The sequence below is a fragment of the Novosphingobium sp. BL-S-19 genome, assembly GCF_055521675.1.
Genome location: NZ_CM145498.1, coordinates 2,194,237 through 2,219,717, shown reverse-complemented (window position 1 = coordinate 2,219,717; position 25,481 = coordinate 2,194,237). Strand labels below are relative to the sequence as shown.

Below are 25,481 nucleotides of genomic sequence, written 5' to 3'. Positions count from 1 at the left end.
GGCGGGCCTTGCTTTAGCCCTGCTCGCGGGGGTGGGCGTTGCGATAGACGTCCAGCAGCGTCGCCGCGTCCACTTTCGTATAGATCTGCGTCGAACCGAGGCTGGCGTGACCCAGCAGTTCCTGCAGGCTCCTCAGGTCCGCGCCCGCGCCCAGCAGGTGCGTTGCAAAGCTGTGGCGCAGCGCGTGCGGTGTCGCCGTAGACGGCAGCCCCAGCACGATCCGCGCGCGCGCCATGGCCTTCTGAACCATGCCCTGAGACAGCGCACCGCCCTTTGCACCGCGAAAAAGCGCATCGTCCCGGCCCAGCGGCCAGGGGCACTTGGCCACGTAGTCGGCAACGCCTTCGCGCACGATCGGCAAAAGCGGCACGACCCGCTGCTTGTTGCCCTTGCCGGTGACGGTGATCGTCTCGCCCATCGGCAGCGCCGCGCCGGTCAGCGAAAGAGCCTCCGCGATGCGCATCCCGGCACCGTAGAGCAGCAGCAGGACCGCACGGTCGCGCGCGCCGATCCATTCCTCTCGTGCGTCTTCCTCCACCGTCGCGGCAAGGTTCACGGCCTCGTCAGGGGTGACCGGACGCGGAATGCCCTTCTTCACGCGCGGCCCCCGCACGCGCGGCCCGGCACGTTCCGGCACGCCTGCCTGTTCGCGGGCGAAGGCAAGGAAACTCTTGATCGCGGAAAGCTCACGCGCGGCGGAAACGTTGCCGATCCCGTCGCCGCGCCGCTCGGCCAGATGCAGGCGCAGGGTGCCGGCATCGAGCCGGGAAAGCGCGTTCCAATCGGTCTCGCCGCCAATCCCGTCGATCAGCCGCGCGGCGGTGGCGATATAGGCGCGGCAGGTGTGCGGGCTGCGCCGCCGGGCGTGGGTGAGGTGATCGCCCCAGGCTTCGAGCAGATCCGCCTTCGCCGTCATGTCTCGACGAGATCGGCCGGGACCAGTTCGGCGAGCAATCCGTCGAGGAGCGCCATGCCCTGGTCGGTCACGCCAAGGCGGCTGCCTTCGCGCCAGACAAGGCCCTGCGTTTCATAGAACGCGGCCTTGGACGCCACGCAGAGGTCGGCTGTGGCAAGGCCGAAGCGCGCGGCCAGAGCGTTCAGATCGACGCCTTCGTCAAGCCGCAGGCCCATCAACATGGCCTCGCTCGCCTGCTCGCGGCGGCCAAGATCGCGCGTTTCGTTAATGCCGTGCGCGGAACGGTCGATGGCCTCCAGCCAGTTTTCCGGCTTGCGATGCCGCGTGGTCGCCACACCGCCGCGGCGACCGTGGGCGCCGGGGCCGATGCCGCAATAGTCCTGATAACGCCAATAGGTCAGGTTGTGGCGGCTTTCCTCGCCCGGGCGGGCGTGGTTGCTGATCTCGTAGGCGGGCAGGCCGGCGGCGGCGGTCATCTCGCGAGTCAGCGCGAACATGTCGGCGCAGGCATCCTCGTCCAGCGGCTCGAACTCGTGCTGGCGCACCATCGTCGCGAACTTCGTGCCCGGTTCGATAGTCAGCTGGTAGAGCGAGAGGTGTCCCGTGCCGTAGGAAAGGGCGTGCGCCAATTCGGCCTGCCACGCGTCGAGGCTCTGGCCCGGACGAGCGTAGATCAGGTCGAAACTGACGCGGGAGAACTGCTTCTGTGCCACTTCAAGGGCTTTCAGTCCCTCTGAAGCGTCGTGAAGTCGGCCAAGGAAGCGCAGCGTATCGTTATCGAGCGCCTGAAGCCCCAGCGAGACGCGGTTTACGCCCGCATCGGCCAGCGCGGCATAGTTCGCGGCTTCTACAGAGGACGGATTGCCCTCCAGCGTGATCTCGATCCCCTCGGCAAAGCCCCAGAGCTTCTGCGCTTCGTCCAGCAGGCGCGCAACCAGGGCAGGGGGCATCAGCGAAGGCGTGCCGCCGCCGAAGAAGATCGACGACAGCGGCTCTCCGCCGGCCACTTCATGCTCGTGCCGCATGTCCGCCAGCAGGCCTGCCTGCCAGCGATCATGCTCCACCCGTTCGCGGACATGGCTGTTGAAGTCGCAATAGGGGCACTTTGCGAGGCAGAACGGCCAGTGAATGTAGAGCGCGCGGGCCATGGAACGGCAGTTTAGTCCGCGAACTGCACCGCGACCAGCTTTGCGAAGGCATCCGCGCGGTGGCTGATCTTGTGCTTATCCTCGGGGGCAAGCTCGGCGAAGGTCATGTCATGGCCTTCCGGCACGAAGACCGGGTCGTAGCCGAAACCCATCTTGCCGCGCGGCGGCCAGGTGATCGTACCATTGGCGCGGCCGTCATAGACAGCCTCTTCCCCGTCCGGCCAGGCGATGGCGAGCACGCAGGAGAACCAGCAGGAACGGTCCACGTCCTCGCCCTGTTCGCACAGCAGGCCTTCCACTTTGCCCATGGCCATGAACCAGTCGCGGCCGGAGGGCCCTTCGAACCACTGCCGTTCGGCCCAATCCGCCGTGTAGACGCCGGGGCGCCCGTCCAGCGCGACCACCGAAAGGCCGCTGTCGTCCGCCAGAGCCGGCAAATTGGCAGCCTTGGCGGCGGCATGGGCCTTGAGCAGCGCGTTCTCGACGAAAGTCGTGCCCGTCTCTTCCGGTTCCGGCAGGCCGAGTTCGCCCGCCGAGACGCAATCCACGCCATAAGGCGCGAGCAGGGCCGCGATTTCCTTCAGCTTGCCTGCATTGTGCGTGGCGATGACAAGGCGGGTGTTTCCAAGCTTGCGGGTCATGATGTCCTTCTATCCGCTGATCCGCCCCGTTCCTCCCCCGTCATCCCCGCGAAGGCGGGGATCCCGCTTGGTTGCGGCGTAAAGGAAGGAAAGCGGGCCCCCGCCTGCGCGGGGGCGACGGCGGATATTGGGTTTACGGCAATTTGCCGGTTAGCGGCCGACGGCCTTGGCCTGTTCGGCGAAGATGCGGTCGCAGCCGATGCGGGCCAGGCGCAGCAGGCGCAGCAGGCCCTCCTCGTCATAAGTCGCGCCTTCGGCAGTGGCCTGCGCTTCGGCGATCTTGCCGCCTTCGATCAGCACGAAGTTGGCATCGGCATCGGCCGCGCTGTCTTCGATGTAGTCAAGGTCGAGCACCGGGGTGCCTTCGCAGATGCCGCAGGAGATCGCGGCGACGCGGCCCTGGATCGGATCTTCCTTGATCTTGCCCTCTGCCATCAGCTTGTCGACGGCAAGGCGCAGGGCAACCCACGCGCCGGAGATCGAGGCGGTGCGGGTGCCGCCATCAGCCTGGATCACGTCGCAATCGAGCACGATCTGGCGCTCGCCCAGCTTCTTCATGTCCACCACGGAACGCAGCGAGCGGCCGATCAGGCGCTGGATTTCCTGCGTGCGGCCGGACTGCTTGCCCTTGGCGGCTTCACGCGAACCGCGCGTGTGGGTGGCGCGGGGCAGCATCGAGTATTCGGCCGTTACCCAGCCTTCACCCTTGCCGCGCAGGAACGGCGGCACCTTTTCCTCGACCGAGGCGGTGACCAGCACGCGCGTATCGCCGAAGGAAATCAGCACCGATCCCTCGGCGTGCTTGGTGAAACCGGTCTGGATGTCGATAGCGCGCATCTCGTCGGGCGCACGGCCGGAAGGTCGCATGGATTTTCCTCTGCTCGAATTCGGATCGTGGATTACCAGAGGCCCCTAGGCGGAATAGGCTTGAGGCTGCAAGAGCATTGCCTAAATTGTAAGAGAGATGCCCAGCCCGCCGATAACCGAACTGACGACCCGCGCACGCGAGATTTTCCGCCTTGTGGTGGAGGGGTATCTTGCCACGGGCGTGCCGGTTGGATCGAAGGCGCTGACCGGGGCGGGCGGCGTGAACCTTTCCTCCGCCTCGATCCGTTCGGTTCTGGCAGACCTCGAATCGTTCGGATTGCTGGCCGCGCCGCATACCAGCGCCGGGCGTTTGCCCACCGAAGCAGGGCTGAGGCTGTTTGTGGACGGCATCATGCAAGTGGCCGAACCCACGGTGGAGGAACGGCTCGCGATCGAAAGCCGCATCGCCGCTCCCGGTCCGATCGAGGCGGCGCTGGAGGCGACCAGCACGCTGCTGTCCAGCATGTCTTCCGGTGCCGGCGTGGTCATGGTGCCCAAGCGGGAGCCGCGACTCATGCAGCTTCAGCTTGTGGGGCTTGGGCCTGGCAGGGCGCTCGCCGTGCTGGTGGGCGAGGATGGCGTGGTGGAAAATCGGGTGCTCGATTTACCTCCCGACTTGCCCTCAGGCGCGCTGGAAGAGGCCTCCAACTACATTTCCGCCCACTTGTCCGGCCGGACGCTGGCGCAGGCGGCGCGGGCGATGCGGGGCGACATCGCCTCCGGTCGATCGGCGCTGGATGCGGCAAGCCGCGATCTGGTGGAGCGCGGCCTTGCCGTGTGGAGCGAGGATGCACTGGCCCGCCCGGTGCTGATCGTGCGCGGGCAGGCCAATCTGCTGGACGAAACCGCGCTTTCCGATCTGGAGCGCGTGCGTTCGCTGCTGGACGATCTGGAAAACAAACAGTCCGTCGCCGAACTGCTGGATATCGCGCGTGAGGCCGAATCGACGCGGATATTCATCGGTTCGGAAAACCGGCTTTTCGCGCTTTCCGGCTCCTCCGTGATCGCCTCTCCCTATCGCGATCGTGACGGGCGCGTGGTCGGCGTGGTGGGGGTTATCGGACCGACTCGGTTGAATTATGCGCGCGTAGTCCCCATGGTGGACTTCACTGCCCAGAGCCTGGGCAAGCTCATCGGATAGCTGGAACCAAACAATAATGACCGAAGAAAAGACGCAGTCGACAGAAGAATCGGCCATCGCCGAAGAACTGAAGGGTGTGCCCGCGGATATGATCGACAATCCCGAACTCGCCAAACTGCGCGAAGAACTCGAAACGGCCAAGCAAGAGGCACTCTACGCACGCGCCGAAACGCAGAACGTGCGTCGTCGTCTCGAAAAAGACATTGCCGATACCCGCGCCTATGCTGCGACGGGCTTTGCGCGCGACATCCTTTCGGTGGCCGACAACCTTTCGCGCGCACTTTCGGCGATTCCCGCCGAATTGCGCGAGGACGAGAAGCTGAAGGGCGTCATCGCTGGTATCGAGGCGACCGGGCGTGAGATCGAGAAGGTCTTCGGCAACCACGGCATCACCCGCGTGGCGGCCATGGGCCTGCCGCTCGACCCCAACCAGCATCAGGCGATGATCGAGGTTCCCTCGGCCGATGCCGAGCCGGGCACGGTGATCCAGGAACTGCAGTCGGGCTACATGATCAAGGACCGCCTGCTGCGTCCCGCCATGGTGGCTGTGGCCAAGAAGCCGGACTGATCCTCCTTCGCGACCCGCGCCCCGCACGATGAGCGGGGGCGGGTCGTCGATTATTTGCACATTTCGAAGGAACCTGCGCCGCAGGCAGCCCGTTGCTCAGGCATGGAACCTGAAACGGGAGAATTCTGATGCGCAAGTTCATGATTCCCATCGTTGCCGTTGCGGCGGTCGGGATGGCTGGATGCGCCAGCAACTATGGCGGTGAGGGTGCTCTTGCCGGTGGTGCGCTGGGCGCGGGTGTCGGCGCGATTGCCGGCGATGCCGCTGCCGGTGCGGCCGTGGGTGCTGCCGCCGGTGCGGTCGTAGGCTCGACCCAGAAGAAGCATAACGGGTGCTATCGCTATGACCGCAATGGCAATCGCTATTGGGATCGCGACTGCTGATCGCCGCTCCTGAATGGTAATATGGCCCGGTAGCTGTCCAGCGACGGCGCGCCGGGCACTTGCCATCCGCGCGCCAGCATGAAGGCGTGGCGCACGATCTCCGCTTGCTGCTCGATGCCGTAACGCTCCAGCGGCCATCCCGGCCTCAGGCTGTAGTCGTAGCGGCAGAGCGGATGGCGCATGAGCGGCAAATACCAGCGCCCTTTTCGCTGGGTTTGCCAGACATGAACCATCTCATGGATGAATAGCCCTTGCAGCACGATCGATGCTGCCGCGAAATCGTCCGCATAGAGCGGCGAGCGGGGGTGGAAATGCAAATGGCCGCAAGGCGCCATGACCACGTTTTGAGGCTGAAACGGAAACCACCGGCGGCGGCGCACGCGAACCAACGTGCAGTCGATCGCAGCGCCGAAAACTTCGGCGATAAGCGCGCGCTCTCCTGCGGAAAGTTCCCGTTCGCCGCCGGCAGGGCAAGCGGCCATCTGGTCGAGGCTCAGTGATGCATTCCGGGCATCGCGCCCGACGCCGGTGCACCATCGCCACCGGTCGTTGCGCCGCCATTGCTGGTCGGCGCCATTGGGCCCATTCCATCCATGTCGTCACTGCCGCCGATGGTGTCCACCATCAACGGCATCTTCAGTTTTTCGCCATTCGCGAAAATCAGCGTCAGGTCGGTCGTCTGTCCCGGCTTCAGGCCGCCCGAGATATCGAAGACCATGACGTGCAGGCCGCCGGGCGAGAATTCGATCTCGGCACCCGGTGCGATGGGAAGCGAATCGACGGACTTCATCGTGCCGCCGCTGGTCTCGTGCATCTGCGTCTTGCCGGCCCCGACGATTTCGACCGCGGTGAGTGCTACCGGGCTGGCGCTGTCGTTGCGAACGGTGAAATAGGCCGCGCCGGGGCGTCCGGCCACTGCCGGAAGCATCAGCTTGCCATCGCGCGCGGAAATTCCGGCATTCGCATCGCTGGCGGCGGCGCTGGAAGCGGCCTGAGATCCGGTGGTTTCCTGATTGCAGGCTGCAAGCGACGTCAACAGGGCAACAGCGATAAGGCTAAGCGAACGGGTCTTGTTCACGCGAGGGCATCCTTTGGTCGGCCCGTTCATGGATTGGTGCGCCATGGTTTTGCCGGGCCATGAAAATTTCGCATGCCTAATGCCATTGCAACGCTCTTGTTCCAACACAAACCGCTCCTATATGCCCGATCGACGACTTTGAACGTCATCGAGCCGTGCAAGCCGCCTTGCCTCTTTTGAGGGAGGCCATCCGTGCGGTGTCATCCACTGACGTGAGGAATGGGGATAATGGCAAAAGTAATTGGTATCGACCTCGGCACCACCAACAGCTGTGTGGCCGTGATGGACGGCGGCAAGCCGAAGGTTATCGAGAATTCCGAAGGCGCGCGCACGACGCCCTCGATCGTCGCTTTCACCAAGGATGGTGAGCGCCTGATCGGGCAGCCGGCGAAGCGCCAGGCCGTGACCAACGGCGACAACACGATTTTCGCGGTGAAGCGCCTCATCGGCCGCCGCTTCGACGACCCGGTGACCAAGAAGGACACCGAGCTGGTTCCGTACCACATCGTCAAGGGCAAGAACGGCGACGCCTGGGTCCAGGCCGGCGGCGAAGACTACAGCCCGTCGCAGATCTCTGCCTTCACTCTGCAGAAGATGAAGGAAACCGCCGAATCGTACCTCGGCGAGACCGTGACGCAGGCCGTCATCACCGTGCCGGCCTACTTCAACGACGCGCAGCGCCAGGCGACCAAGGACGCCGGCCAGATCGCCGGTCTTGAAGTGCTGCGCATCATCAACGAGCCGACCGCGGCCGCGCTGGCCTATGGCCTCGACAAGCAGGACGGCAAGACCATCGCCGTCTACGACCTTGGCGGCGGCACCTTCGACGTTTCGATCCTCGAAATCGGCGACGGCGTGTTTGAAGTGAAGTCGACCAACGGCGACACGTTCCTGGGCGGTGAAGACTTCGACACCAAGCTGGTCGAATGGCTGGCCGACAAGTTCAAGGCCAAGGAAGGCATGGACCTGCGCAGCGACAAGCTGGCCCTGCAGCGTCTGAAGGAAGCGGCCGAAAAGGCGAAGATCGAGCTGTCGTCCACCGCGACGACCGAGGTCAACCTGCCCTTCATCACCGCACGCATGGAAGGCGGCGCCACCACCCCGCTGCACCTCGTCGAAACCGTTACCCGCGCCGACCTTGAAAAGATGGTTGCGGACCTGATCCAGCGCACGCTGGAACCCTGCCGCAAGGCGATCGCCGATGCCGGCCTTTCGGCCAAGGACATCGACGACGTCGTGCTGGTGGGCGGCATGACCCGCATGCCCAAGGTGCGCGAAGTCGTGAAGGACTTCTTCGGCAAGGATCCGCACACCGGCGTGAACCCGGATGAAGTGGTTGCCATGGGCGCCGCGATCCAGGCCGGCGTGCTTCAGGGCGACGTCAAGGACGTGCTGCTGCTGGACGTCACCCCGCTGTCGCTGGGTATCGAGACGCTGGGCGGCATCATGACCAAGATGATCGACCGTAACACGACGATCCCGACCAAGAAGAGCCAGGTCTACTCGACTGCCGAGGACAACCAGCAGGCGGTGACCATCCGCGTGTTCCAGGGCGAGCGCGAGATGGCGCAGGACAACAAGATGCTCGGCCAGTTCGATCTCGTCGGCATTCCGCCGGCGCGTCGCGGCGTGCCGCAGATCGAAGTGACCTTCGACATCGACGCCAACGGCATCGTCAACGTCTCTGCCAAGGACAAGGGCACCGGCAAGGAACAGCAGATCCGCATCCAGGCCTCTGGCGGTCTGTCGGACAACGACATCGACCAGATGGTCAAGGATGCCGAGAAGTTCGCCGAAGAGGACAAGAAGCGTCGTGAGGCCGCAGAGGCCAAGAACAACGCCGACAGCCTCGTCCACGCGACCGAGCAGCAGATCGCCGAGCATGGCGACAAGATCGACGCCGGCCTGAAGTCGGAAGTCGAAGCGGCCATCGCCGCGACCAAGGCAGCGATCGAAGGCGGCGATTCCGCCGACATCACGGCCAAGTCGCAGGCGCTGACCGAAGTCGCGATGAAGATGGGTCAGTCCATCTACGAGAAGGAGCAGGCCTCGGCCGCTTCGCCGGACGCCGCTCCGGCCGGTGGTGACGACGATGTCGTCGACGCCGAATTCTCGGAAGTCGACGAAAACAACAAGGGCTGACCAGTCCTCATGACAAGCGTGGCCGCCATCGTTACCCAATGTGACGGTGGCGGCCAGGTCGCACGCGGGGAATAACGAGACGTGTCAGCTACCGAAATCGACTATTACGAACTGCTCGAAGTATCGCGCGATGCCGACGACAAGACGATCAAGTCGTCCTATCGCCGCCTCGCCATGCGTTTCCATCCGGACAAGAATCCGGGCTGTGACGATTCCGAATCGCGCTTCAAGCAGATCAGCGAGGCTTACGACTGCCTGAAGGACCCGCAGAAGCGGGCGGCCTACGATCGCTATGGCCATGCCGCATTCCAGCAGGGCATGGGTGGCGGCGGCGGCCCCGGCATGGGTGCCGAATTCGGCGACATCGGCGATATCTTCGAATCCATCTTCGGCAGCGCCTTCGGTGGCGGTGGCGGTGGGCGTCAGCAGGCGCGCCGCGGCGCGGACCTCCGCTACGATATGGAAGTCAGCCTGGACGAAGCGTTCCACGGCAAGACCACCGAGATCACCATCGAGGTTTCGCAAAGCTGCGATCCCTGCCACGGCACCGGCGCCGAACCCGGCACCGGCAAGCGCACCTGCAATATGTGCACCGGCCACGGCAAGGTGCGCGCGCAGCAGGGCTTCTTCGTGGTGGAGCGGACCTGCCCGACCTGCCACGGTCGCGGCGAAGTGATCGAAAAGCCGTGCCGCGCCTGCGGCGGCGAAGGCCGCGTGGATCGTCCGCAGACGCTGGAAGTGGAAATTCCACCGGGCGTCGATTCGGGCACCCGCATCCGCCTTGCCGGCAAGGGCGAGGCCGGGCCGTTCGGCGCGCCTCCGGGCGATCTCTACATCTTCCTCCATGTGAAGCGCCACAAGGTGTTCGAGCGTGACGGCACTTCGCTGCTGACGCGCGTGCCGATCACTTTCACCACGGCGGCACTGGGTGGATCGATCGAGATCCCGGGCATCGATGGCGAGCCGATCACGCTGGATATTCCGGCGGGCATCCAGTCGGGCAAGCAGCTGCGCAAGCGCGGTGCGGGCATGCCCGTGCTGCAAGGCCGTGGCCGCGGCGATCTGGTTATCGAGATCACGGTGGAAACGCCCACCAAGCTCTCCGCGCGCCAGAAGGAACTGCTGCGCGAACTGCAGTCCACCGAGACCGGCGACGAATGCCCCGGCTCAAAGGGCTTTTTCGACCGCATCAAGGAAGCGTGGAACGATCTGACCGAGTAATTTCGGCAAGGTCCTTCACCGATGAATTTCGTCACGCCGTCCTCGCCCACGCGAGGGCGGCGTGATCTTTTTGGGGCCGGGACGGGCAATAGGCTTCCTGTCCCACCCCCTCTCGTCATTGCGAGCGTAGCGAAGCAATCCAGGGCAGTTCTGCGCCGCCCTGGATTGCTTCGCTACGCTCGCAATGACGAAATGTGGCCGGATAACGCCCGCCGATCAAACCCGGCGCAGCACTTCGATCCGGATATTCCCCACGAGCGCCGGATCGGCATTCAGCCGCCCCTGTTCCTCGGCCAATACGGCCAGGAATGCCTCGCGCCGGAAGCCGTCCAGTTCCCGCTCGTCCAGCGCATGTTCGCCTTCCAGCGTGGAAGCGAGCAGCTCCACCATCCGCTCCGCCCCATGCAGGCGCCCCCACAAGTAGTCGTTCTCGCGATAGGCGCGGCTGAAGAAGGCGCCGAAGTTGTAGAACTCGCTGCCGCGCAGCATCGGCCCCTGCCGGATGGCATGGCAGTCCTCTGGCGAGATACGGTCGACGCGGATGGGATCGAATTCGTCCAGCCCTTCGCCGCGCAGCAAAGGCAGCGTCACGGTATCGTAGAAGGGATAACCCAGATAGGCGAGGAGCAGTCGCTTGCGCAGCCCGGCCGGCATCGTGGACAGCATCTCGGCCAGGATTTCGTCCACGCGGGCATCGATCTCCAGCAGGTTGCGGCGGTCTGCCACGTGATCGAGCAGGGCGCCCGGATCCTCGAACACGCTTTCGGCCCGTTCGACGAATTCCTTGCCCAGAAACGAGACCGCCTCCGCCTCGATACACAGTGCCAGCGCGCCGTAGATCGCCTCACGCGCGGCATCGCGCTGGCTCTCGTCGACGTCGCCGTCGAGGCTCCATTCCTGCGTGACTCGCCGGGCGAGTAGGCGCAGGCGGCGAATGCGGAAGGAGATGTCCTGCATCCGGAAGAAGGCCGCCATGCCGGGGGAGGTGCCGCCGCGCAAAGGCTGCATCCGGTCGATGCCGTTTTCGGAGAGATAGGCGTAGAGCCGGTCCGCAATCGGCGCGGTGGATCCCACGCCCAGCGCCGGTGCCGCCTCGAACACCAGACGCGCCAGCATGGTGACGACGCCGGTGAACTTCACCTGCACATAGCCGTGATAGGCAAAGCCCGCCTGTTCGAACGCCGCCTGCTGCGCTCGCGCCCGCCACGCGGCGAGCCGCTTGGGCGTCGGCCGGTCGAGGAACAGTGTATGGCCGAACAGATTGCCGACGGTCTCTTCGATCTCCGGCCGCAGGGCGCGGACGATGGCGCGCAGCGTCGCCATTTCGCGCGATTCTTCCTCCAGCGCTTCCAGATTGTCGCGAATCGGCTGTTCGCGCGGGATCGAGGAAAGCGATCCGAAGATCGTCGTGAAGAAGCCCGGGGGGCGCGTGTCGCGGCGCAAGTCGGCGCCCACGCGGTCGGGAGCGGGATCGATGTAGACGAAGCGGCGGTCCACCTCCCGCGTGGCGGGCCGGCTGCGCAGCACGCGCATGGCATCGGCGAAAGGCGCATTCACCAGCACCGATCCATCGATCAGCGAGACCGAATCGAGATCGCCGCGCGCAGCATGCTCGGGCATGATCCGGCGCAAGAAGGCATCGCGGCCCGGCCAGTCGATGCCGTTTTCGGCGACCAGCCGGTCGATTTCCTCCAGCTGAAGCGGCGGAAAGGCCCCCGGGAAGCTGGCGGTGGAACGCGCGGCCATGACCAGTTCGGGCAGTGCAGCCAGTTCCTGCGCGCCGCCTGGTGCGCGGAAGCCGAAGGTCAGCCGGTGTTCGCTTTCCAGCACCAGTTCGGGCGAGTGCAGTCGCAGCGTTTCCAGATGGCCTTTGAAGTCCGTGGCAGTGACGAACAGGTCGATCGGGTGGCGCATGGGCAGCAGGGCAGGGCCGCTGGTGTCCTTCATCGCCGACATCGCGCGGTAGAGCAGGCGGGAGAAACCGATGCCGCTGAACGGCGGTTCGAACCAGCGCGACCGGATCAGGCGCGAAAGTTTGTCGCGCACTTCCTGTCGCGTTTCCGGCGCGACGCTGGCGCTGACCGCGTTGCCCGGTCGGTTCAGTAAGTAGGTAGCGATCGGATGCGCCCAGAACTTGGTGCGCCCGGACCATGGCCGCGCCTCGGGATCGAGCAGCTCGTCCACATCGGCCACATCCAGCCAGAGGTCGGTGAGCGGTTCCAGCGACTGGCCGGAGTGGATCGCCTGCGCGAGGAAGATCGAGTTGATGCCGCCCGCGCTGGCGCCCGCCACGATATCGCACAGCACGCGCAGGCGCAGGTTCCCGGCCTGCTCAAGCCGGCGCAGAAGCTTCAGGTAAATGGCCGTGGTGCCGGTGGGCGCAAGGTCGTCCGCCCAATAGGCGCGACTGGCCTGCAGGGCCTTCCACAGCTCTTTGGTGACTCCATGCATGTAGACGGCAAGGCTGACGCCGCCGTAGCAGACAAGCGCGATCCGCAGTTCCTTCTGGCGCATGGACTTAGTGTGGAGCGAGGCGTGCCGAAAGGCAATTGCGTTCTCATTCCGTTCCAGATAATCGATGCGCCATGGCAAAGCCCAAACGTCGATATGTCTGTCAGGCCTGTGGAGGCGTCACTACCCGTTGGCAGGGCCAGTGCGCCGATTGCGGGGAGTGGAACACGCTGAGCGAAGAGGCGCCGCAGACGGTGTTCTCCTCGAAGCACGATCTCTCGTCCGGCGGGCGGCCGATCCTGTTCACGCCGCTCGACGCCCCGGGCGAACTGCCCAAGCGCCGCGCCAGCGGCCTTGCCGAATTCGACCGCGCGCTGGGTGGTGGCCTTGTTCCCGGATCCGCGATCCTGCTGGGCGGCGATCCGGGCATCGGCAAGTCCACGCTGCTGCTTCAGGCGGCGGCGCATATCGCCAATTCGGGCAGCACGGCGGTCTATGTCAGCGGTGAGGAAGCGGCCGGGCAGGTGCGCCTGCGCGCCGAGCGCCTAGGCTTGTCCAAGGCACCGATCCAGCTCGCCTCGGCGACTTCGGTGCGCGATATCCTGACGACGCTGGGCATGATGGATGCGCCCACGCTGCTGGTGATCGATTCGATCCAGACCATGCATTCGGACACGATCGAGGGGGCGCCGGGTACGGTCAGTCAGGTGCGCGGCTGCGCCTTCGAACTGATCCGCTATGCCAAGGAAAACGACGTTACGCTGATCCTTGTCGGGCATGTCACCAAGGACGGCAATATCGCCGGCCCGCGCGTGCTGGAGCACATGGTGGACGTGGTGATGAGCTTCGAAGGGGAGCGCAGCCACCAGTACCGCATCCTTCGCAGCCTGAAGAACCGATTCGGCCCGGTGGACGAGATCGGCGTCTTCGCCATGGAAGGTGCCGGCCTTGCCGAAGTAGGCAACCCGTCGCTGCTGTTCCTTTCGGGGCGGGAGGACGCGATGGCAGGCAGTGCGGTCTTCGCGGCGATGGAAGGCACCCGGCCGGTGCTGATCGAAATCCAGGCGCTGATCGTGCGATTGCAGAGCGGGGCCACCCCGCGCCGCGCCGTGGTCGGCTGGGATTCGGGGCGCATGGCGATGTTGCTGGCGGTGTTGGAGGCGCGCTGCGGGCTCAATTTCTCCAGCGCGGAAGTCTATCTGAACGTGGCTGGGGGCTACCGCTTGGCCGATCCGGCGGCGGACCTTGCCGTGGCGGCGGCGCTGGTTTCGGCGCTGGGCGACCGGCCGCTGCCGAAGAATACCGTATGGTTCGGCGAAGTCTCGCTGGCGGGCGAAATCCGCCCCGTGGCCCATTCATCGATCCGGCAGCGCGAATCGGCCAAGCTCGGTTTCGGTCGCGCCTATGGCCCGGTGGCGACCGCCAATCCCGAAAAGGGGCTGGATTTCACGGGGCTTTCCATGTTGCCCAACCTCGTTGACCGTATTCTGGCAGATGCCTAGAGCCTGCGGCAAAGCCGGGGGACATCTGGGTGCTTCCTCTTCGGCAATGCAGGCTCTAGTTTCGCGGATACCATGACCGGTTTCGATATTGCAGTTCTCGTCATCGTCGGCGTTGGCGCCATCACGGGCTTCATGCGCGGTTTCGTGCAGGAAATCCTTGCCTTGGGCGCCTGGGTTTTCGCCGTCATCGCCATCCGCACCATGCATACGCCGCTGGCCCACTGGCTGGAGCCGCATACCGGCAGTGGATCGGCTACGCCGGTGCTGGCCTTCGCGATCCTGCTGCTGGTGCCGTTCGCGGCGGTGAAGCTGGTGGCGAACTGGGCCGGCCGCGCCAGCCGTGCCTCGCTGCTGGGCCCCATCGACCGCGTGCTGGGCTTCGGCTTCGGCGCGGTGAAGGGCGTGCTGATCGCGGTGCTGGGCTTCTCCGTGCTGGTGCTGGGTTATGACACGATCTGGGGCGCGGCCGGCCGGCCCGACTGGATCAAGCAGGCGCGCACCTATTCCTTCATCAACGCCAGCAGCGAAGCGCTGGTGAAGATGCTGGCCGAACGCCGGCGTGAGGCTCACGCGGCAGAGGCGGCGCAGGACAGCGGGGCCTGAGCGGGCCGGTGTCCACCACGGTTCTCTACACGCCCGAGGTTCTGGGCCTTGCCATAAGGCTGGCGGCACATGGCTGGGACGGCGATCTGCCGTTTCAGGCGGAAGCGCGCTCCCCCAGTTGCGGCAGCACCATCGCCCTAGGTCTGGCGCTGGATGAGGCGGGCAGGGTGGCCCGGATCGGTGTGCGCAGCCAGGCCTGCGCCATCGGGCAGGCTGCGGCGGCGATCTTCGCCGATGCTGCGCAGGGCCGCTCACAGGCGGAGCTTGCGGCAGCCGCGCAGGCCATCGCCAACTGGCTTGGCGGTGACGCGCCTCTGCCGGACTGGCCCGGCCTTTCCAGCATCGCTGCGGCGCGCGATTATCCGGCGCGGCACGGTGCCGTGATGCTGCCGTGGAAGGCCGCTCTTTCGGCGCTTTCCGGAGACGGCGCGACGGGCTAGACTGGGTGCACGGCCCCGGGGAAAGGGCCCGAAGAAGGGGCTTGGGGGGATCTATGGCACAAGCCGCGCAGCTTTCGCACGCAGAGGAACCGAGCGCCTCCGACATCAGGCTGGTCATCGCCGCCTCGTCGATGGGCACCGTGTTCGAATGGTACGATTTCTTCATCTACGGCACGCTCGCCGCGGTGATCGGCAAGACCTTCTTCCCATCGGGCAACGTCACGCTGGAAACGCTGCTGGTATGGGCGGGCTTCGCGGTGGGCTTCGGATTCCGGCCGCTGGGTGCGATCCTGTTCGGCTTTCTGGGTGATCGGCTGGGCCGCAAATACACTTTCCTCGTCACCGTCACCCTGATGGGCATTGCCACGGCCGGCGTCGGCCTGATCCCATCGGCCGCGAGCATCGGCATGGCCGCGCCCGCCATCGTGCTGCTGCTGCGCGTGCTGCAGGGCCTTGCCCTTGGCGGCGAGTATGGCGGCGCCGCGATCTACGTTTCGGAACATTCGCCGCCGCATCGGCGCGGCTTTCATACCGGCTTCATCCAGGCCAGCGTCGTGGGCGGTTTCGTGCTCAGCCTGATCGTCGTGCTGTCCTGCAAGGCGGCGATGAGCACGGCAACCTGGGAAGCCTGGGGCTGGCGCCTGCCTTTCGTGCTGTCGATCGTGCTGCTGGGCGTTTCGCTGTGGATGCGCCTGAAGCTTTCCGAAAGCCCGGTGTTCAAGGCGATGCGCGAAGAGGGAGAGATTTCTGGCAATCCGTTCAAGGAAAGCTTCACCTACCCCGGCAATCCCAAGCGGATTTTTATCGCGCTATTCGGCATTGCCGCCGGGCTGACAGTGATCTGGTACACCGCCATGTTCTCGGCCCTGGGTTTCCTGAAAGGCGCCATGCGGTTGGAGGAAACCAGCGCGGAGATCATCGTCGGCATTTCGGCGGCGGTGGGCATGGTATTCTTCGTGATCTTCGGCAGCCTTTCCGACCGCGTCGGCCGCAAGCAGCCGATCGTCATCGGCTATGTACTGACGCTGCTGCTGCTGTTCCCGGCGTTCTGGGTGATCGGCAACTACGCCAATCCGGGGCTGGCCAACGCGGCGGACCAGGCACCGGTTTTCGTGGCCGGGCCGGATTGCCGCTACAATCCCTTCAAGGCGGAGCAGGCGACGCCTTGCGCAAGATTGCTGGGGGATCTGGCCGGTATCGGCGTCTCCTACCGGCTGGATGCGGCGCCGGAATTGAAGATGCTGGTCGCGGAAAGAAGGCTGCCGCTTGAGCACTATCCGTGGGATGACAAAGTGGCGCGTGGCAAAATGCTGCAGCACTGGCTGGGCCAATCCGGATACGATTTCGCGAAAGTCCGGCCCAGCATCGGGGAAGCGCTGACGATCGGCGGGGTCTTGATCGTGCTGATGGCGCTTTCCGGCGCCACTTACGGCCCGGTGGCGGCGCTGCTTTCGGAAATGTTCCCGCCGCGAATCCGCTATAGCTCGATGTCGATCCCTTATCACATTGGCACGGGATACTTTGGCGGTTTCCTTCCGCTGATTTCCAGCTACATGGTCGCCAGCAGCGGCAACCCTTACCAGGGCCTCTGGTACACCTGGGGGGTGGTTGCACTCGCCCTCGTGGTCTCGCTGTGGGGGCTGCGGGGCGGCCCTCCGCGTGATTATGGTGACCATGCTAAACATTCCTGGGCTTCCTGACTTTCCAACGCCCGCCCTTCGTCTCGACATCGACCGCGCAGCCCTTGCCGCCAACTGGCGCGCGCTGAACGGACTGTCGGGCGCGGCGCGGGCGGGGGCGGCGGTGAAGGCCAACGCCTATGGCTTGGGTGCAAGAGAGGCTGTTCCCGTGCTGGCCGAGGCTGGCTGCCGGGACTTCTTTGTGGCGCACTGGGGCGAGGCTACCGAACTGATCGGCCTTGTCGATCCCAGCAGCATCGCAGTGCTGCATGGGCCGCTGAACGATGGAGACATGGCTTTCGCGCGCGCGTCGGGTGTGGTCCCGGTGCTCAATTCGCTGGCGCAAGCGCAGCGCTGGATCGCAGGAGGCGGTGGCCGCTGTCACCTGATGGTGGATACCGGCATGAACCGCCTGGGTGTATCGCTGGGCGAACTGGCTGATGCGGCAGTGCAGGGCTTAGATATCGATGTGCTGCTATCGCACCTCGTTTCCGCCGAAGAGGAAACCGATCTCAACGCCCGCCAGTGCGCGCTCTGGAATGAGGCGCGTGGCATGGTGGGGCATTCGCGCGCCAGTCTTGCCAACAGTGGCGGCATTGCACTGGGCCCGGACTACCACGGAGATCTGACACGCCCCGGGATCGCGCTTTACGGCGGCATTCCGCGCGGAGAGATGGCGCCTTTGCTGCGCCAGGTCGTCCGCCCGCAGGCCGCAGTGCTGCAGGTGCGCGAAGTGCAGGCGGGCGAGACGGTGGGATACAACGCCACCTTCACCGCACCCCATGCGATGCGCGTGGGCACGATCGCGATCGGCTATGCGGATGGCTATCTGCGCTGCTGGTCGGGCAAGGGCGTGTTCGCTGCCGATGGCATAAGGCTGCCGGTGTTGGGCCGCGTCAGCATGGACATGTCGGCGATCGATCTTTCCGCTGCGCCGGACATTGGCGAGGGCGATTGGGTGACTGCACAATATGCCCTGCCTGAAGCCGCCGCGATCTCCGGCCTTTCGCAATATGAATTGCTGACCACCCTCGGCCGCCGTTTTGGACGCTGATTCGGATTTTGCTGCGCAGCAAATTGTGTTGCGTTGCGACAATGCGGAGTGGTATCGTGCAACTCTAAATCAATTGGGGGTTGGCCCAGGATAATCGGGGATTGGTCATGCCAGAAGCGGGTTCGCACGAAGACGACACCGTAATAATCAAAAAATACGCTAACCGTCGCCTCTACAACACGCGATCTTCAAGCTACATCACGCTTGACCATCTTGCGAAGATGACGCGCGAGGGTGTGAACTACAAGGTTCTGGACGCCAAGACCGGAACCGACATCACGCACACGATCCTGACGCAGATCATCATGGAAGAGGAATCGAACGGAGAGCAGATGCTTCCGGTCAACTTCCTGCGCGAACTGATCAGCATGTACGGCAATTCGATGCAGTCGCTGGTGCCGCACTACCTTGAAGCGTCGATGGACAATTTCCGCGCCAACCAGTCGAAGCTGCACAAGGCGTTCGAGGATAGCCTGGGCAACAATCCGTTGGCGAAACTGGCCGAACAGAACATGGCGATGTTCAAGGCTGCCGCCGCCGCTTTCATGCCCGGCGCCGAAAAGCCGGAGCCCAAGGCACCGCCCGCCGAAGATAAGAGCGATCTGTCCGCGCTGCGCGATCAGATGGCCGAAATCCAGAAGAGGCTTGACGCGCTGGGCAAATAAGGGTCTGCGCAAGGGCCCGATGCGCTGGTGATTTTCCGGCGCGACGGGCCCGAATGCGGCGGATGGTCCGCCCGCATCGATGCAAGCAGGAAGAGCCCCAGTGTCCGCCATTCGCCACGCCCTCTCCGTCAAGCGCGAGGACGATTTCGCCCAGTGGTACCAGGAAGTGATTTCCGAAGCTGAAATGGCTGAGGAATCCGGTGTTCGCGGGTGCATGGTCATCAAGCCATGGGGCTATGGCATCTGGGAACGTATCCAGCGCCTGATGGATGACCGCATCAAGGAAGCCGGCGTTACCAATTGCTACTTCCCGCTGTTCATCCCGCTTTCGTTTTTCTCCAAGGAAGCCGAGCACGTCGAAGGCTTTGCCAAGGAAATGGCAGTCGTCACCCATCACCGCTTGATCGGTGACGGGAAGGGCGGGCTTGTGCCCGATCCCGAAGCGAAGCTGGAAGAGCCGCTGATCGTTCGCCCCACTTCGGAAACGGTGATCGGCGCGGCCATGGCGCGTTGGGTCCAGTCGTGGCGCGATCTGCCGCTGATGGTGAACCAGTGGGCCAACGTCGTACGCTGGGAAATGCGCACGCGCATGTTCTTGCGCACCAGCGAGTTCCTTTGGCAGGAAGGCCACACGGCCCACGCCAACCGCGAAGACGCGATGGAAGAGACGCTGCGCGCGCTCGAAATGTATCGCGACTTTGCCGAGACCGAGCTGGCCATGCCGGTGATCGCCGGTGAAAAGCCGGAGAACGAACGCTTCCCCGGCGCCGTCGCTACGTACTCGATCGAAGCCATGATGCAGGATGGCAAGGCGCTGCAGGCCGGCACCTCACACTACCTCGGCACCGGCTTCGCCAAGGCTTCCGGCATCCAGTACCAGGACAAGGAAGGCACGCAGCAGTACGCCCATACCACCAGCTGGGGCACGTCCACCCGCATGGTCGGCGGCATGATCATGGTCCATGGCGACGATGATGGCCTGCGCGTGCCGCCGATGGTGGCGCCGCACCAGATCGTGATCCTGCCGATGCTGCGCGACAATGACGAGGACGCGGCGCTGCTCGCCTATTGCGAGGAGCTGCGCAAGGCACTGGTCAAGCAATCCGCGCTGGGTGAATCCGTGCGCGTCCTGCTGGACAAGCGTCCGGGCAAGGCCACGCAGAAGCGTTGGGCCTGGGTGAAGAAGGGTGTGCCGCTCATCCTCGAAATCGGCGGCCGCGATGCTGCGGGTGGCCAGATCTCGATGCTGCGCCGCGACAAGCTGTGGAACGAAGCGGCCAAGGCCAACTTCGTCGCCATGGCTAAGGACGACTTCATCGCCCGCGCCGCGGCGGAGATCGAGGACTTCCAGGCATCGCTCTATGCCGAGGCCAAGAGCCGCCGCGATGCCAACGTCACCCGCCTGGGCAGCTTTGACGAGCTTTCGGCGTTCTTCTCGGACGACAAGCGCTATCCGGGCTGGGTCGAAGTCGAATGGGCCCGCCCCACCGGCGCCGAACTGGAAGCCGTCGTGCAGAAGCTCAAGACGCTGAAGCTGACGATGCGCAACACGCCGCTGGGTGAGGAAGCGGCCACCGGCACGTGCGTGTTCACCGGCCGCCCGGCTGTTGAGCGCATCTACGTGGCGCGCTCTTACTGATGTGGTGCAACCGATGAACTGAAAGGAAGAGGGCGTGCTGAGATCGATCAAGTACAACCTGTCGAACCTCCTGAACTTCAAGGGCCGCGATGCGCGGCAGACCTTCTGGTTCTACGTCCTCTTCCTGTTCATCATTCAATATGCCGCCGGCATGTTGATCTCCATGCCGATGATGGGCGGCATGATGCGCGGTGCATTCAGCGCTGCGCAGCAGGGCGCGTCGGAGACCGAGCTTCAGGCCCGCATGATGGCGCAGATGGCCGGTTACATGCGCACCTCAATGACGCTGAGCGCCGTGGTGTCGGTCATTGCGGGGCTTCTGCTGCTGGCCGCCTTCATTCGCAGGTTGCACGATTCGAACCGACCGGGCTGGATCGCGCTGATCGCCCTGGCCCTGTCCTTCGCTTCGAAAGCGCTCGTCTGGTCGAAGATGGATGAAATCATCGGCGCGATGAGCCGGATGTCGGAGGCTGATCCGGCTGGTATCCTCGGCTTTCAGTCCAAGTTCGTCGGTGCCAGCCTGATGGGTTGGGCCGCGCTGCTGATCGTGATCGTCTTCGGCGTCTGGCCTTCCACGCCCGGCGCCAATCGCTATGGAGCGGCTCCGGTTCGGTTCTGATGCCGGCTCGGGTCTTGCCAAGCGCGGCGCAAGGCCCGACAAGCGCGCCATGAACAACAAGATCCTGGTCGCACTTTCGCTTTCATCCAGCATTTTCAGCCCGATCGCCGCGATGGCGGCCGACGCTCCGGCTGCCACAACGGACGTTTCGGAAGCGCGGATGCATGCGGATGTGGAGAAGCTGGTCTCCTTCGGCACGCGCCACACGCTGTCGTCGGATACCGATCCGAAGCGGGGCATCGGTGCGGCACGGCGCTGGGCGGCCGATGAATTCCGCAAGACGTCCAAGGCCTGCGGGAACTGCCTGGAAGTCGTCATGCCCGAAAGCATGGTCAGCGGCACGCGCATTCCGACGCCGGTAAAGATGGTCGACGTGGTCGCCATCCAGCGGGGCACCGAACGCCCGAACGAAGTCGTGATCGTCGAAGCGCATATCGACAGCCGCGTGACCGATGTCATGGATATCAAGAGCGACGCCCCCGGCGCCAACGACGATGGTTCGGGCACCGCGCTGGTCCTCGAAGCCGCACGGGTGCTGTCCAAGCGCAAGTTCCCCACCACGATCGTCTATGCCGCGCTCTCGGGCGAGGAGCAGGGGCTGTACGGCGGCAAGTTGCTGGCGGACTATGCGAAGAAGCAGGGCTGGACGGTCAAGGCGGTGCTCAACAACGACATCGTCGGCGGCAGCCGCGGGGCGGACGGGCTTGTCGACGATACGCATGTGCGCCTGTTCTCCGAAGGCCCGCGCGCCGATGCCACGGACAAGACTCGCGCCGATGCGCGCCGCTTTGGCGGTGAGAACGATAGCCCTTCGCGTAATATCTCGCGCTTCATTGCCGGGCTCGCCGGCGGCGTGCAGGACGATCTGGAAGTCCGGCAGGTCTGGCGGGCGGACCGCATGGGCCGTGGCGGCGATCAATTGCCGTTCCTTGAGCAGGGCAACCCGGCCGTACGCTTTTCGGTCGCCATCGAGGATTACAACCATCAGCACCAGGATTTGCGCACCGAAAACGGCGTGAAGTTCGGTGACACGATCGACGAGATGGATTTCCCCTATCTCGCCCGCGTGACCCGTCTCAACATCGCCGCGCTGGCGGCTCTGGCGAAGGCGCCCATGCCGCCGACGCCGACCGCCGATGCTGCGGTGAAGACCTGGACGGACGTCACCTGGAAGCCGGTGCCCGGCGCGGTTGCCTATTCCGTATGGCGGCGCCGCACCGATGCAGCGGCCTGGGAAGCGCAGCCCGTGGTCGCAAAAACCGCCGCGACGAGTGTTAAACTCGACGGGCTGCGCGGCGATGACTGGATTCTCGGCGTGAATGCGATAGCTGCCGATGGCAGCGAAAGCCCGGTTGCCGCTGCAGTTCCGGGCGGAGGATATAATCCTCTTGCTTCTCCGGAATAGGGATCAAACCGGAGCAGTTTGGCAATTTCGCCCCTATTGTCATTCTCTAGTGAATGAGTAGAAAATCCCAGCTCCAGGCATGCTGGCCCTTGAAGTGGCCGGAAATCCTGGTGTTTCGCTGCGTGGCACATCCTTCTCGATGCACGGGCGGGGGAGTGACGAGCGTTGGAAAGAGTTAACGGCCTATGACCCACCCTTTTGACATGATGCACGCGATTGCGGGCCTTTTGGTCGGCGTGCTCGTGGGTCTGACCGGCGTGGGCGGCGGATCTCTGATGACGCCGCTGCTGGTGCTGATGTTCGGCGTGAACCCGCAGACGGCCGTGGGTACAGATCTGTTGTTCGCGGCGATTACCAAGATCGGCGGATCGGTTGTTCACGGAAAGCGCGAAACGGTGGATTGGACGATCGTTCGCCGCCTGGCCACCGGCAGCATTCCCGCCGCGATCGTCACGCTGCTGGTACTGGCCTACATCGGCAAGATCGGCAAATCGACCGAGAACGTGATCTTGTTTTCGCTGGCGCTGCTGCTGTTCGTCACCGCCGTCGCCGTGGCATCGCGCAAGTGGCTGACGCGCTTCGTTTCCGAAAACAAGCCACCGGTTCCTGCCGGCAAGGTTGCCGCCGGGACCATTATCCTGGGGGCAGTAATTGGCCTTGCCGTGTCGATCTCCTCGGTCGGCGCGGGCGCCATCGGTGTTACCGTTCTGCTGGTGCTCTATCCCCGCCTGCAGGTTTCGCGCCTGGTGGGCTCCGACATCGCCCATGCCGTTCCGCTGGCGCTGATCGCCGGTGCGGGGCACTGGATCATCGGCGACGTCAATCTGGTGCTGCTGGGCAATCTGCTGATCGGTTCGATCCCCGGCGTGATCGTGGGCAGCTACCTTTCATCCCACGCACCGGACAAGGTGCTGCAACCGCTGCTGGCTTGCGTTTTGGCGGTGTCTTCTTGGCAGCTCATGATCAAATCGCAGATGACCGAGAAGGTGAAATCCCCGATCGAGGCTGTAGCGAAAGAGCCGGTTCATTAGAGCATTTTCCAATCGGGTGGGATCACCTGATGGCTGGGAAAAAACGCCAAACCACAAACTTAGAGCAGTCGATTCCCGACGCGGTTGGGTGGGCTGCTCTGAAGGCCGGCCTCAGCTTGCAAGCGCTGCCGGTCACATATCCTTCGCAAGTTCAGCTTTGAATGCGTCCAGCCCAATCGGGCGGTCCAGAAATGCCTCCACCAGTTCCGCGGCAGGGCGTGTTCCGCCGGGAGCCAGCACGATATCGCGATACCGTTTCGCCGTCGCCCGGTCTCGCAGGCCATGCGTCTGGAATTGGGTGAACATGTCGTCCGCGATCACTTTCGACCAGGTGTAGGTGTAGTAGATCGCCGAATAGCCGTTGAGGTGACTGAAGCTGTCCTGGATCTGATACCACTCCGGCACCGGACCGAAGACGTAGGCCGCGTAGAGAGATCGCGTTTTCGCACCAAGATCTGCAGGTGCCGGCGACTGATGAAGGCGCAGGGAAATCGTCGAATAGCCGACTTCGCGCAGGGCGTCGAAGCCACGCCCGAAGTAGCGTCCCCGATTGAGCCGGGTAACCAGATCACGCGGTATGGGCTTGCCCGAACCATCGGCGGCGAAAGTGGCCAGCGTGTCGTAATCGTATGCCCACTCTTCCAGCATCTGTGACGGCGCTTCCACGAAGTCCCATTCGTTGGCGACGCCCGATTGGCCCGCCCAGCGCTGCTGCTGGCCGCCAAAGATGTGGTGTAGCATGTGGCCGAACTCGTGCAGGAACGTGACCATGTCGTCATGCTCCATAAGCGACTCTCCACTATTGCCGGCGGAAAGGTTGGTGACCAGCGCTCCCATGGGGACGGTCCTGTCGGAAAGGCCAACGCGCAGCGCTATCATGTTCGCGTGTTCGTATTTGCCGGGGCGTGGGTGGGAATCGAAGTAGAACCGGCCAATCACCCTGCCGTTTTCCAACATCTCGTAGGCTTCGACACCCGGATCCCACTTGGCGGTAGTCCATGGACGGAACTGCACGCCGAAGAGGTCTGACGTCAGTTTCAGGATGCCGTCGCGCACTTTGCCATAGGGCAAGTATTTGCGCATTTCCTGCGCGTCGTAAGCATAATCCCGCTGCAGCACGCGCTGGGAATAGAGCCCGTACTGCCAAAGATCGACCTCTTTGGCGCCGGGCTCGTCCCGCCGCCTTTCGGCGAGCAGACGATCATAGTCTCGCTGAGCGACAGGGCGCGCAACTTCGTCGACCCCTGAAAGTAAACCCTCCACTTTGGCTGGCGTGTTCAGCATCTTGTCTTCCAGCACCAGCGTCGCGAAATCGCTGCGGCCAAGATCTGCGGCCAGCTCCGCTCGGTCATTCAGCATGGCTGTCAGGCGGGCATCGTTCTCTGGATAGCCGCGCGTACGATTGGCGCGTTGCAGCCGTTCGCGCAGCACATCGCTGAGAGCATAGGACATCACCGGAAATACATCGGTGTAGTCGGTCGACAGGATGACCTTGCCGTTCGGACCGGGCGGGTGGGTCGCGATGAAATCGGCGGGCAGTCCAGCCAGTTCGGATGGGTTCGCCTCTATCGTCTTTCTGGCGTCGGCAATGCCCTTTTCAAAAGCGGTTCCATTGGCGGAAATACGATCTTGCAAGGCCTGGACGACCTTGCGGCGATCCGCTGGTTCGCCGACGCCGGCGATTTCAAAATTCTGTAGGATGTTGGCGAGGTAATATCGCGTTGCCGCATCCTCGTGCGAGGCATCAATGGCTTTGAGGCGATCGTAGATGGGGCGCGACAGGCCGATCCGGTTGGTCGCCGCCTGCATCCGAACCTCGCAGGCGGCGCCAGCATCACGCCGCGGGGCATCGGCCATGACTTGGCGATAAAGGATGGATTCGCCCGCGCCCGCCAAAATGAGATCGTAAATATCATCGTATCTCTGAAGCGTGCCGCCAATAGTCGCCGGTCCGCTTTCGGCTTCCAGTTGGGCAGTGCGGGCGTCGATTGCTTTCATCAGGCTATCGCATCGCGCCTTGATTGTCGCTGCGTCCGGAGCGCCGGCCTGCATAGGTCCGATCAGTCCGTCCACTGCATTGGGCTCGGCCAAGGCGGTGCCGGGAAGCGCAATCGCGGCTCCGGCCAGAAGAATGGCGTATTTGCGTGACTGTGGCTGACAGCGCATGACGATCCCCCGCTCGGCAATAATCCAACAATACTGTCGTATGGACGTTCCGCCAATCCGCACAAATAAGGAGTGCACGCAGAGCGCGCAGGTGCAGCCAGGCCGACATGGATTGTAATTGC

General features: G+C 64.1%; 23 protein-coding genes. 15 read left to right on the top strand and 8 right to left on the bottom strand.

Translation table 11 applies throughout. From position 1 onward, the window contains the following. Positions 1–13: 13 nt before the first annotated feature. From ACZ1JV_RS18540 to rph, 4 genes are all read right to left on the bottom strand, one after another. Positions 14–916: a tyrosine recombinase XerC gene (locus ACZ1JV_RS18540; protein WP_465149985.1), complete on the bottom strand. Its 903-nt coding sequence runs from the start codon at positions 914–916 to the stop codon at positions 14–16. Then, entirely contained in the window at positions 913–2,064 is a 1,152-nt protein-coding gene (hemW, locus tag ACZ1JV_RS18535; RefSeq protein ID WP_465149984.1) for a radical SAM family heme chaperone HemW, read from the bottom strand. The genes ACZ1JV_RS18540 and hemW overlap by 4 nt, the downstream gene beginning before the upstream one ends. Before the next feature lie 11 nt (positions 2,065–2,075). Continuing rightward, complete coding sequence (gene rdgB, locus ACZ1JV_RS18530; protein ID WP_465149983.1) at positions 2,076–2,705, bottom strand: RdgB/HAM1 family non-canonical purine NTP pyrophosphatase; 630 nt, start codon at positions 2,703–2,705, stop codon at positions 2,076–2,078. Positions 2,706–2,855: 150 nt separating this feature from the next. Beyond that, positions 2,856–3,572, bottom strand: coding sequence for a ribonuclease PH (gene rph, locus ACZ1JV_RS18525; RefSeq protein WP_465149982.1), 717 nt, complete (start codon positions 3,570–3,572; stop codon positions 2,856–2,858). A gap of 97 nt (positions 3,573–3,669) precedes the next feature. On the opposite strand from rph, the gene hrcA reads away from it, so the two are divergent. From hrcA to ACZ1JV_RS18510, 3 genes are all read left to right on the top strand, one after another. Next, positions 3,670–4,713 carry a heat-inducible transcriptional repressor HrcA gene (hrcA, locus tag ACZ1JV_RS18520; protein WP_465135270.1) on the top strand — a complete coding sequence of 348 codons (1,044 nt, stop codon included), beginning with the start codon at positions 3,670–3,672 and terminating at the stop codon, positions 4,711–4,713. A gap of 16 nt (positions 4,714–4,729) precedes the next feature. Beyond that, the gene (grpE, locus tag ACZ1JV_RS18515; protein ID WP_465135269.1) at positions 4,730–5,281 is read left to right on the top strand and encodes a nucleotide exchange factor GrpE; all 552 of its coding nucleotides are present in this window, start codon (positions 4,730–4,732) and stop codon (positions 5,279–5,281) included. 128 nt (positions 5,282–5,409) lie between these two features. Continuing rightward, the gene (locus tag ACZ1JV_RS18510) at positions 5,410–5,664 is read left to right on the top strand and encodes a hypothetical protein (RefSeq protein ID WP_465149981.1); all 255 of its coding nucleotides are present in this window, start codon (positions 5,410–5,412) and stop codon (positions 5,662–5,664) included. On the opposite strand, the gene ACZ1JV_RS18505 is transcribed toward ACZ1JV_RS18510, so the two are convergent. Further along, entirely contained in the window at positions 5,643–6,146 is a 504-nt protein-coding gene (locus ACZ1JV_RS18505) for a vgr related protein (RefSeq protein ID WP_465149980.1), read from the bottom strand. The genes ACZ1JV_RS18510 and ACZ1JV_RS18505 overlap by 22 nt on opposite strands. Positions 6,147–6,157: 11 nt before the next feature. Then, on the bottom strand, positions 6,158–6,742 hold the full coding sequence (locus tag ACZ1JV_RS18500) for a copper chaperone PCu(A)C (RefSeq protein WP_465149979.1): 585 nt from the start codon (positions 6,740–6,742) through the stop codon (positions 6,158–6,160). A gap of 228 nt (positions 6,743–6,970) precedes the next feature. On the opposite strand from ACZ1JV_RS18500, the gene dnaK reads away from it, so the two are divergent. Both dnaK and dnaJ read left to right on the top strand, forming a co-directional pair. Then, positions 6,971–8,884, top strand: a complete 1,914-nt coding sequence (dnaK, locus tag ACZ1JV_RS18495; RefSeq protein ID WP_465135264.1) for a molecular chaperone DnaK — start codon at positions 6,971–6,973, stop codon at positions 8,882–8,884. 81 nt (positions 8,885–8,965) lie between these two features. Next, entirely contained in the window at positions 8,966–10,105 is a 1,140-nt protein-coding gene (dnaJ, locus tag ACZ1JV_RS18490; RefSeq protein ID WP_465149978.1) for a molecular chaperone DnaJ, read from the top strand. 216 nt (positions 10,106–10,321) lie between these two features. Here dnaJ and ACZ1JV_RS18485 read toward each other — a convergent pair whose 3' ends face one another. After that, positions 10,322–12,619, bottom strand: a complete 2,298-nt coding sequence (locus ACZ1JV_RS18485; protein ID WP_465149977.1) for a patatin-like protein — start codon at positions 12,617–12,619, stop codon at positions 10,322–10,324. A 71-nt stretch (positions 12,620–12,690) separates the two neighbouring features. Between ACZ1JV_RS18485 and radA the strand changes: the two genes are divergently transcribed. The 10 genes from radA to ACZ1JV_RS18435 all read left to right on the top strand — a co-directional run bounded on the left by radA (position 12,691) and on the right by ACZ1JV_RS18435 (position 23,193). After that, positions 12,691–14,058, top strand: a complete 1,368-nt coding sequence (gene radA, locus ACZ1JV_RS18480; RefSeq protein ID WP_465149976.1) for a DNA repair protein RadA — start codon at positions 12,691–12,693, stop codon at positions 14,056–14,058. Between the two features lie 72 nt (positions 14,059–14,130). Continuing rightward, positions 14,131–14,661 (top strand): CvpA family protein, encoded by a 531-nt coding sequence (locus ACZ1JV_RS18475; RefSeq protein ID WP_465135260.1) that lies wholly within the window; start codon positions 14,131–14,133, stop codon positions 14,659–14,661. Between the two features lie 8 nt (positions 14,662–14,669). Continuing rightward, positions 14,670–15,101, top strand: coding sequence for an iron-sulfur cluster assembly scaffold protein (locus tag ACZ1JV_RS18470; protein WP_465149975.1), 432 nt, complete (start codon positions 14,670–14,672; stop codon positions 15,099–15,101). A 53-nt stretch (positions 15,102–15,154) separates the two neighbouring features. Continuing rightward, on the top strand, positions 15,155–16,801 hold the full coding sequence (locus ACZ1JV_RS18465; protein ID WP_465149974.1) for an MFS transporter: 1,647 nt from the start codon (positions 15,155–15,157) through the stop codon (positions 16,799–16,801). Further along, positions 16,776–17,834 carry an alanine racemase gene (gene alr / locus ACZ1JV_RS18460; protein WP_465149973.1) on the top strand — a complete coding sequence of 353 codons (1,059 nt, stop codon included), beginning with the start codon at positions 16,776–16,778 and terminating at the stop codon, positions 17,832–17,834. Before ACZ1JV_RS18465 ends, alr begins: the two co-directional genes overlap by 26 nt. A 107-nt stretch (positions 17,835–17,941) precedes the next feature. Continuing rightward, entirely contained in the window at positions 17,942–18,499 is a 558-nt protein-coding gene (gene phaR / locus ACZ1JV_RS18455) for a polyhydroxyalkanoate synthesis repressor PhaR (RefSeq protein ID WP_465135256.1), read from the top strand. Positions 18,500–18,599: 100 nt separating this feature from the next. Then, complete coding sequence (gene proS, locus ACZ1JV_RS18450; RefSeq protein WP_465149972.1) at positions 18,600–20,138, top strand: proline--tRNA ligase; 1,539 nt, start codon at positions 18,600–18,602, stop codon at positions 20,136–20,138. Positions 20,139–20,172: 34 nt separating this feature from the next. Beyond that, positions 20,173–20,757, top strand: coding sequence for a DUF805 domain-containing protein (locus ACZ1JV_RS18445; protein ID WP_465149971.1), 585 nt, complete (start codon positions 20,173–20,175; stop codon positions 20,755–20,757). Positions 20,758–20,806: 49 nt separating this feature from the next. Beyond that, positions 20,807–22,162, top strand: coding sequence for a M28 family peptidase (locus tag ACZ1JV_RS18440; protein WP_465149970.1), 1,356 nt, complete (start codon positions 20,807–20,809; stop codon positions 22,160–22,162). A 185-nt stretch (positions 22,163–22,347) separates the two neighbouring features. Further along, positions 22,348–23,193, top strand: a complete 846-nt coding sequence (locus tag ACZ1JV_RS18435; RefSeq protein ID WP_465135252.1) for a sulfite exporter TauE/SafE family protein — start codon at positions 22,348–22,350, stop codon at positions 23,191–23,193. Between the two features lie 132 nt (positions 23,194–23,325). On the opposite strand, the gene ACZ1JV_RS18430 is transcribed toward ACZ1JV_RS18435, so the two are convergent. Further along, positions 23,326–25,359: a M3 family metallopeptidase gene (locus ACZ1JV_RS18430; protein ID WP_465149969.1), complete on the bottom strand. Its 2,034-nt coding sequence runs from the start codon at positions 25,357–25,359 to the stop codon at positions 23,326–23,328. Positions 25,360–25,481 lie beyond the last annotated feature (122 nt).

Bases quoted from the DNA above. Each gene is read 5' to 3' on its own strand.
- ACZ1JV_RS18465 (WP_465149974.1), top strand. From the start codon at position 15,155: ATGGCACAAGCCGCGCAGCTTTCGCACGCAGAGGAACCGAGCGCCTCC.
- ACZ1JV_RS18475 (WP_465135260.1), top strand. From the start codon at position 14,131: ATGACCGGTTTCGATATTGCAGTTCTCGTCATCGTCGGCGTTGGCGCC.
- ACZ1JV_RS18435 (WP_465135252.1), top strand. From the start codon at position 22,348: ATGACCCACCCTTTTGACATGATGCACGCGATTGCGGGCCTTTTGGTC.
- ACZ1JV_RS18430 (WP_465149969.1), bottom strand. From the start codon at position 25,359: ATGCGCTGTCAGCCACAGTCACGCAAATACGCCATTCTTCTGGCCGGA.
- ACZ1JV_RS18540 (WP_465149985.1), bottom strand. From the start codon at position 916: ATGACGGCGAAGGCGGATCTGCTCGAAGCCTGGGGCGATCACCTCACC.
- ACZ1JV_RS18485 (WP_465149977.1), bottom strand. From the start codon at position 12,619: ATGCGCCAGAAGGAACTGCGGATCGCGCTTGTCTGCTACGGCGGCGTC.
- ACZ1JV_RS18505 (WP_465149980.1), bottom strand. From the start codon at position 6,146: ATGGCCGCTTGCCCTGCCGGCGGCGAACGGGAACTTTCCGCAGGAGAG.
- ACZ1JV_RS18440 (WP_465149970.1), top strand. From the start codon at position 20,807: ATGAACAACAAGATCCTGGTCGCACTTTCGCTTTCATCCAGCATTTTC.
- grpE (WP_465135269.1), top strand. From the start codon at position 4,730: ATGACCGAAGAAAAGACGCAGTCGACAGAAGAATCGGCCATCGCCGAA.
- ACZ1JV_RS18510 (WP_465149981.1), top strand. From the start codon at position 5,410: ATGCGCAAGTTCATGATTCCCATCGTTGCCGTTGCGGCGGTCGGGATG.
- hemW (WP_465149984.1), bottom strand. From the start codon at position 2,064: ATGGCCCGCGCGCTCTACATTCACTGGCCGTTCTGCCTCGCAAAGTGC.
- phaR (WP_465135256.1), top strand. From the start codon at position 17,942: ATGCCAGAAGCGGGTTCGCACGAAGACGACACCGTAATAATCAAAAAA.
- hrcA (WP_465135270.1), top strand. From the start codon at position 3,670: ATGCCCAGCCCGCCGATAACCGAACTGACGACCCGCGCACGCGAGATT.
- radA (WP_465149976.1), top strand. From the start codon at position 12,691: ATGGCAAAGCCCAAACGTCGATATGTCTGTCAGGCCTGTGGAGGCGTC.
- dnaK (WP_465135264.1), top strand. From the start codon at position 6,971: ATGGCAAAAGTAATTGGTATCGACCTCGGCACCACCAACAGCTGTGTG.
- rph (WP_465149982.1), bottom strand. From the start codon at position 3,572: ATGCGACCTTCCGGCCGTGCGCCCGACGAGATGCGCGCTATCGACATC.
- rdgB (WP_465149983.1), bottom strand. From the start codon at position 2,705: ATGACCCGCAAGCTTGGAAACACCCGCCTTGTCATCGCCACGCACAAT.
- alr (WP_465149973.1), top strand. From the start codon at position 16,776: ATGCTAAACATTCCTGGGCTTCCTGACTTTCCAACGCCCGCCCTTCGT.